The organism is Dermacoccus sp. UBA1591, from assembly GCF_002322065.1.
Taxonomy (GTDB): domain Bacteria; phylum Actinomycetota; class Actinomycetes; order Actinomycetales; family Dermatophilaceae; genus Dermacoccus; species Dermacoccus nishinomiyaensis.
On record NZ_DCNR01000116.1, the window covers coordinates 29613 to 36311 of the forward strand.

Sequence of the window (6699 nt, forward strand, 5' to 3'; positions counted from 1 at the left end):
CGCCAAGCCGATCGACTGCCCGACCGAGAACACGCGCAAGTTCGCCAAGACGCGCTTCGCGACGGACATCGGCCTGACGGCCGGTACATTCCACCGCTACCTGTGGAAGCCCTACAAGGCCGGCACGTTCCAGAAGGGCGCCGACGGCCGCACGAAGGCCCTGATCAAGGGTGGCGCGACCGCCGCACTCGACCTCAAGCTGCTCGACAACGCCGTCAAGAACGCCCAGGCCAACCCGACGCTGTGCAAGACGATCGCGCAGCCGCTCGGCACCGCCGTCGAGAGCGTCAAGAACATGAAGGGCGACCTCACCTCGGGCAACTTCGCCTCGATCATGGCCGCCAACACGGCGCTGTCACAGATCATGTCCGGCTCGCAGCAGCAGGGCATCAAGATCGACGAGACGACGGACGAGTCGAAGCAGAACGAAGGCTGACCTCCCCCGTCCACGCGAGACCCCGCTGCACCGGCGTACCTGGTGCGGCGGGGTCCCGTGTCTTCGGATGCCGGCACCCTCAGTCGCTTCCACAGAACCGCGGCGCGGGAGCGGGCATCGTCACGCCGTCGACGTCGACGAAGGCCTCGCGCCCCACGGCATGCGGGTGATGCGGTGCTTCCCAGGGTGTGAGGACGGGCGTGACGCACGCGTCGGTGCCGTCGAAGAGCTGCGCCCACTCGTCACGCGTCTTCGTCGCGAACGTCGCCGTCAGCACCTCACGCCAGCGCGACCATCCCGTGACGTCGGTCTGCGCGGGCATCGTCGCGGCGTCGAGGCCGAGCCCGTCGACGAGGGCCGCGAAGAACTGTGGTTCGAGCGCTCCGACGGCGACGTGCCGGCCGTCCGCACACGTGTACGTGTCGTAGAACGGTGCGCCGCCGTCGAGCAGGTTCGTGCCGGGTTCGCCGCCCCACAACCCCACGGCGTGCAGGCCGCGCAGGAACGTCGAGTACAGCGACGCGCCGTCGACCATCGCGACGTCGAGCACCTGCCCCCGACCCGTCGTCGCCCGTGCGACGAGGGCCGCGAGGACGCCATTGGCAAGCAGCATGCCACCACCGGCGAAGTCGGCGAGCACGTTCGTCGGCGGATTCGGACGCTCACCGGGTCGCGCGAGCGGGTACAGCATCCCCGACAACGCGAGGTAGTTGATGTCGTGCCCCGCCGTCTGCGCGAGCGGGCCGTGCTGACCCCACCCCGTCATGCGCACGTAGACGAGTCGCGGGTTGAGAGCGAGCAGGTCGTCGGGGCCAACGCCGAGGCGCTCGGCGACTCCGGGACGGTAGGCCTCGACGAAAACGTCTGCCGCTGAGGCGAGTTCGCGGACGGCGGCGAGTCCGTCAGGCGTCTTGAGGTCAGCCACGATCGTCGTCTTGCCCCGATCGAGCGCCGCCGTCGGAACGTCGAGCGCACCCGAACCTGGACGTTCGACGCGGGTCACGTGAGCGCCGAGATCGGCGAGCATCATGCAGCCGAACGGTGCGGGCGCCAGGCTCGCGAGTTCGACGACCGTCACTGCCTCGAGGGGTTTCATGGCTTCTCCTGACCTTCGCTGGTGACGCCATCATCGCGCGCCGCAGGAGGCGCACGCGCAGTTCGGCGACCACTCGATGCGATCGGCCTCTAAGGTTCCATCGGGTCGGAATGTTCCCGTCCCACGATTCGAGGAGACACTCAGCCCGTGAGCACCGCTTCCCCCACGTCGCCCTCCCCTGCGCAGGACGCCCCCGACCTGCTCGACACCCACGACGTCCCCCGCACCCTCGACGAGGGTCACGCGCCGCGCAACCTCGGCCTGCTCGACCAGCTCGGCATGTGGGCGAACCTCGGCATGAGCCTGCTCGCGTTCGCGGGCGCGCTCGTCGTCCTGCAGCCGATGGGCGCGCCGGGCATGGACGTCGGCGCGGCGCTCAGCGCACTCGTCGTCGGGACGCTCGTCGGCACAGCCGGCGTCTCGGCGATGGCGCTCGCGTCGTCGCAGCAGGGGCAGCCGTCGATGGTGATGCTGCGCGGCCTGTTCGGTGGGCGTCTGTCGTACGTGCCGAGCGTGCTCAACATGGTGCAGCTCGTCGGCTGGGGAACGTTCGAGATGGTGACGACGGCGTTCGCCGTCAAGACGCTCTGGGACGTGCCGAGCTGGCCCGTCATCGGCGTCATCGGGCTCGTGACGATCACGCTCGCGATCTACCCGTTGCACTGGGTCAAGGTGCTGCGCAAGTACGTGACGGTGGCCGTCATCGTCGTGCTCGTCTATCTCGCAACGCAATTGGCGACGCGTGACCTGCCCGCCTACCACGGCCACGGCTGGGACGGCTGGATGATCGCCGTCGACGCGATCATCGGGCTGTGCGTGTCGTGGGTGCCCGTCGCGGGCGACTACGCGCGCCACTCGACATCGCACCGCGCCGCCGTCATCGGCAGCTACGTCGGGTACAGCGTCACGCAGATCGCGGTGTACTGCATCGGCATGGTGGCGCTCGTCATTGCCGGTGGTGACGGTGACAAGGTGTTCTCGATCTTCCTCGGCATCACCGGCGGGACACTGTGTTTCTGGGTGCTGACGCTGCGCGAGATCGACGCGTGCTTCGTCGACGTGTACTCGCCGACCGTGTCGGCGCAGAACATGCTGCCGCGCGTCGATCGTCGCCTCATCTCGACGGCGCTCGGCATCATCTCGATGGTGCTCGCGTGGAGCATCGACATCTACGGTTTCGCGACGTTCCTCTCCCTCATCGGCTCGGTTTTCGCGCCCCTGCTCGGGGTGTTCCTCGTCGACTACTACGCGTTCGGCGGGCGTCGGCGCTGGAACACGTCGGTCGACGCCCCGGGCCGACCGCTCATGCTGCTGCCGTGGTTCGCCGGGTTCGTGATGTACCAGCTCATCTCCCCGGGCGAACTCGGCTGGTGGTCACGGATGTGGCACGACGTCGCGGGCACCCTGCACTTCACGGCACCGAGCTGGATGAGCGCGAGCCTGACGTCGTTCCTCACCGCGGTCGTGCTGACGGCTGTCGTCAACGGGGTGACGCGACGTGGCGCTGAGGCGAACACGACGGCCCAGGGCGTGTCCCGTTGAACGCCACCGCCTGGGCGCTGCTCCCGTCCGCGCCGCGTGAGCGTTCCGGACATTGAGGGCCGAAACCCTGCAGTGCGGCGTTTCGGACCTCAAGGCCGAGAGCGGATGGACGCGCGACGTGTCAGCAGACGGTCGATGCCCCAGAACGCGAGCGCCAGCACGAGGCCGAACAGCAGGATGACGACGAGCGTCACGGCCACCGAGCCGTACCCGTGCGCGTGCACGTTGACGAATGGGTACGGGTAGGCGTCGACGACGGCGCCGCGCACGAGCATGTAGACGATCCACACGCCGGGGATGGCGAAGCATGACGCGACGGTGCGCCGATCGATGCGGCCGCGCGGGCCCCAGACGAGCCACACGATGACGGTGACGAGCGGCACGGCGATGTGCTGCCACGGGTTCGTCACGAGATCCCAACCGGTCGGGTGCGACCCCGGCGCGAGCAGCAGCGCGTAGACGATGGCCGTCACGGTGATCATGATGAGCGCGTCGAGGCGGACGACGCGCCGCCACCGCGTGTCGGCGTGGGGCGCCACCGCGACGAGGGTGCAACTGATCGCGACGATGACGTTCGACCAGACCGTGAAGTAGCTGAGCGTGTCGAACAACCGCGAGATCGCTCCTGCGAAACCGCCGGGATGCACGCCGTACTCGTGCGGAGCGGGCGTCACGTGCGCGTACTGATCGGTCGCCGGCAGCACGCAGACGAGGACGAACCCGATCCAGGCGAGCGCAGCGTTGAAGGCGAACGCCGCACGGGCGCCGGGTCGAAGCGTCATCGGATCAGGGTGCCACAGGTCCGCGATCGAGATGCGCGGGGCCCGGGCGACCGCCGTCAGGCCCCGGGGCTCGGCGAAGCAGGTTGCGCCCGTCGGGGATTAGACCAGCGTGAACAGCTCAGAGCTTGACCATCGGCATCGGGTTGAGACGCTTGCGCTCCTTCAGCCCCATGACGAACCCGCGCCCGAGCATGAGGTGCATGCCGTTGTCGGGAAACCGCTCCAGCATGGCGCGGTAGTCGTCACGGCTGACGTGCGGCGGAAGCGGCAGACGGTAGACGTCCGTCGCGTCGGCACGTCGCATCGCCTCGACGAGGGGGTGCGGGTTGCGCGCCGGCCGGACGCGGTGGTGCTCGTCGATCATCGCGGTGACGAGCGCGGCGTCACCCTCGTGGCCGGTTCGCGAGAGCTCCTGCGCCGCAAGGCTTTCCGAGTCGGGCAGGTAGTCCCACGTGTGCTCGAACCAGATCGCCGCGTCGTGGTAGTACGAGGCGACGGCGACCGGCTCGACCCACTCGGGGCGCATGTCGACCTGCCCCATGACGAGCGCGGCGACGCGGCCAGTGGCCACTCAGACGTGCAGCCTGCGGCCTCCAACGGACTGGGTCCATCTGGCGGGGTCCAAGTGACGCGACCCGACGGGCGGCCTTCAACGGGCGCCGCGCGGCGTACGGACAGTCCGAGCCCGAGTGCTGCCATCTACCCCGTCATGATCGGATGGAGCCATGCCTCGCCCCAGCATTCCTCGCGACACGCCGTTCCTCGCCCACTCCGTCTCCTGGACGGGTGGGGAGCCGCATCTCGTCATCGCGAGCCCCCGCGAGACCGAGCGACGAACGCTGAACCTGGTCGGTGAACGTCTCGCGTTCCACGTCGACCCGACGGGGCGATTCTGCACCGGCGTGTTCATCGCCACGGGGTCGAGCGGCGGCCGTCATGAGCCCTGCGACGGCGCGCGTCTCGCCACCACGGGCCGTCAGTGCGAGCGGTGCGCGAGTCGCGACGAGTCGCGCTTCATGCACCACGCGCATCGCGGTGGCCATGTACCGGAGGCGCTCGGTCGCTACCTGGCGCAACCTCACTGGCTCTACATCGCGACGTTCGCGGACGGCGCGCACAAGGTCGGTACGGCGTCCGATGCGCGCAAGCGAGTTCGTCTCGACGAGCAGGGCGCGGTGCGGGCCACGTACGTCGCACGCACGGACGACGGGCTCGCCGTTCGAGTTCTCGAGGACGCCGTCACCGAGCACGTCGGTGTGCCCCAGGCGCGTCACAAGACGAGCAAGGCCGCCGCTCTCACCCGGGCGTTGCCCGAAACGGCGCTCGATGTCGTGCACGCCGACTGCGTCGCCGCCGTCGAGGCGCACCTGCGAACGCGCGGCCTCTGCGCGCGCTCGATGCCCCACGAGGCGTGGCAACCCCCGGCGCTGCACGCGGCGTTCTTCGTCGCCGGCCGTGGCATCCACCCCGTCTACGCCCACCCCGTCACCGACGGATCCCACTGCCTGACGCCCGTCAGCCTCGTCGGATCGGTCGCGCTGGTTCAGGTCAACGCTGAAGCCGAAGCCGAAGCCGAAGGCGTGGCCGGGGATGCGGCGGAAGGAGCGGCCGATTCGCTCATGCTCACCGACCTCGACGCACTGGGCGGGCGCCGCGTCACGTTCGACGACGCGGCTCGCTCGCCGGAATCCGTCGCGCAGCACAGTCTGTTCTGACAGGGTGCCGGGGGCTGACAGATGCGCGGTCGCAGGGCTCACGTACGCCTCAGGGCGCGTCGCACACCTCGCCCAGGCTCTGTTCTCCTGCCATGAGCAACATCGCCGTCACCACGAGGCAGCCCCCATGCGCCCGTATGCACCTGCGTGCACGTGCACCCGGGTGCACTTGCACGCAGGTGCATACGGGCCGACGAGATCGTGCATCGCGATCGGGCCTCACGCACCGTGGCTCACGCTTCCCCGCGCTCCCGTCGACCTTCTATCGCCGCCCTCTCTCCCACTTCGTCCCACCACCAGGAGGCCCCGTGAACACCGACTACGAACTGCTCGATTCCGCACCGGATCTCGAGACCTACCTCGAGCTGCGACGAATCAGCGGCCTCACACCCCGCACCGCCGAGCAGGGCGCGCCGGCCCTGACGAACTCGTGGGCATGGGTGACGGTTCGTCATCGCGCGAGCGGCGACGTCGTCGCGATGGGCCGCGTCATCGGTGACGGCGGGTGGTACTTCATGGTCGCCGACATGGCCACCTCGCCGGAGCATCAGCGTCAGGGCCTCGGGCGGGCGATCCTCACTCGGTTGCTCGCGCGCATCGAACACGACGCGCCGCCCGATGCCTATGTGACGCTCATGGCCGACGCGCCGGGCCGGCCGTTGTACGAGAGCCTCGGCTTCGTCGAGACTGCGCCCCGCAGCGTCGGGATGCGTCTTGAGCGTCGGCGTCCTCAGCCGTCGGACAACTCATCAACCTGACGCACCCGTCGACGCGACGCAGCCCCGCCTGTCCTCAACTGCTGGTCACACCGCCTCGTCCGACGGCTGATAGCGCCTGCCGAGCAGCATCCGCACGACGAGGCCCAGAATGCCTGCCATGAACGCGATCATGATGACCGAGAAGAACACCCCGGGCAGCTCCCCGCCTTCACGATGCGCGGCGACACCCGTCATCACGCTGATCGCGGCGAACAGCAGCGTCGTCAGAGCACCGATGAGCATGAGGTCCTCGCGAGCCAGCCGTTCGAAGTGTCGCAGCCGTTGCGGCGTCTGCAGCCAGTACTCCTTGTTCGGCGCGTTGATGCCTTGCGGCCAGCGCAGGACGAGCGACGTCACGAGGCGCAGCACG

The 6699-nt window shown here is 69.0% G+C and carries 8 protein-coding genes; 4 read left to right on the forward strand and 4 right to left on the reverse strand.

All coding sequences use genetic code 11. The features are described 5' to 3' along the window. Positions 1 to 436: hypothetical protein (locus tag B2284_RS13425; RefSeq protein ID WP_286697636.1), on the forward strand; the 436-nt coding region annotated here is incomplete at its 5' end. Positions 437 to 515: 79 nt separating this feature from the next. Here B2284_RS13425 and B2284_RS13430 read toward each other — a convergent pair. Next, positions 516 to 1532 carry a CaiB/BaiF CoA transferase family protein gene (locus tag B2284_RS13430; RefSeq protein WP_136788620.1) on the reverse strand — a complete coding sequence of 339 codons (1017 nt, stop codon included), beginning with the start codon at positions 1530 to 1532 and terminating at the stop codon, positions 516 to 518. Positions 1533 to 1679: 147 nt separating this feature from the next. Here B2284_RS13430 and B2284_RS13435 point away from each other — a divergent pair, with 147 nt between their 5' ends. After that, on the forward strand, positions 1680 to 3074 hold the full coding sequence (locus tag B2284_RS13435; protein ID WP_205747130.1) for a purine-cytosine permease family protein: 1395 nt from the start codon (positions 1680 to 1682) through the stop codon (positions 3072 to 3074). Positions 3075 to 3163: 89 nt separating this feature from the next. Here B2284_RS13435 and B2284_RS13440 read toward each other — a convergent pair whose 3' ends face one another. After that, positions 3164 to 3856 (reverse strand): Pr6Pr family membrane protein, encoded by a 693-nt coding sequence (locus B2284_RS13440; protein WP_136788619.1) that lies wholly within the window; start codon positions 3854 to 3856, stop codon positions 3164 to 3166. Between the two features lie 118 nt (positions 3857 to 3974). Further along, entirely contained in the window at positions 3975 to 4427 is a 453-nt protein-coding gene (locus B2284_RS13445) for a hypothetical protein (protein WP_205747129.1), read from the reverse strand. Between the two features lie 154 nt (positions 4428 to 4581). Here B2284_RS13445 and B2284_RS13450 point away from each other — a divergent pair, with 154 nt between their 5' ends. After that, a complete protein-coding gene (locus B2284_RS13450; protein ID WP_205747128.1) occupies positions 4582 to 5571 on the forward strand; it encodes a DUF2797 domain-containing protein in 990 nt (329 codons plus the stop codon). 308 nt (positions 5572 to 5879) lie between these two features. Continuing rightward, positions 5880 to 6329, forward strand: a complete 450-nt coding sequence (locus B2284_RS13455; RefSeq protein WP_136788618.1) for a GNAT family N-acetyltransferase — start codon at positions 5880 to 5882, stop codon at positions 6327 to 6329. 45 nt (positions 6330 to 6374) lie between these two features. Here B2284_RS13455 and B2284_RS13460 read toward each other — a convergent pair. Further along, on the reverse strand, positions 6375 to 6699 hold a 325-nt coding region (locus tag B2284_RS13460; RefSeq protein ID WP_286697637.1), incomplete at its 5' end, for a hypothetical protein.

Bases quoted from the DNA above. Each gene is read 5' to 3' on its own strand.
- B2284_RS13430 (WP_136788620.1), bottom strand. From the start codon at position 1,532: ATGAAACCCCTCGAGGCAGTGACGGTCGTCGAACTCGCGAGCCTGGCG.
- B2284_RS13440 (WP_136788619.1), bottom strand. From the start codon at position 3,856: ATGACGCTTCGACCCGGCGCCCGTGCGGCGTTCGCCTTCAACGCTGCG.
- B2284_RS13450 (WP_205747128.1), top strand. From the start codon at position 4,582: ATGCCTCGCCCCAGCATTCCTCGCGACACGCCGTTCCTCGCCCACTCC.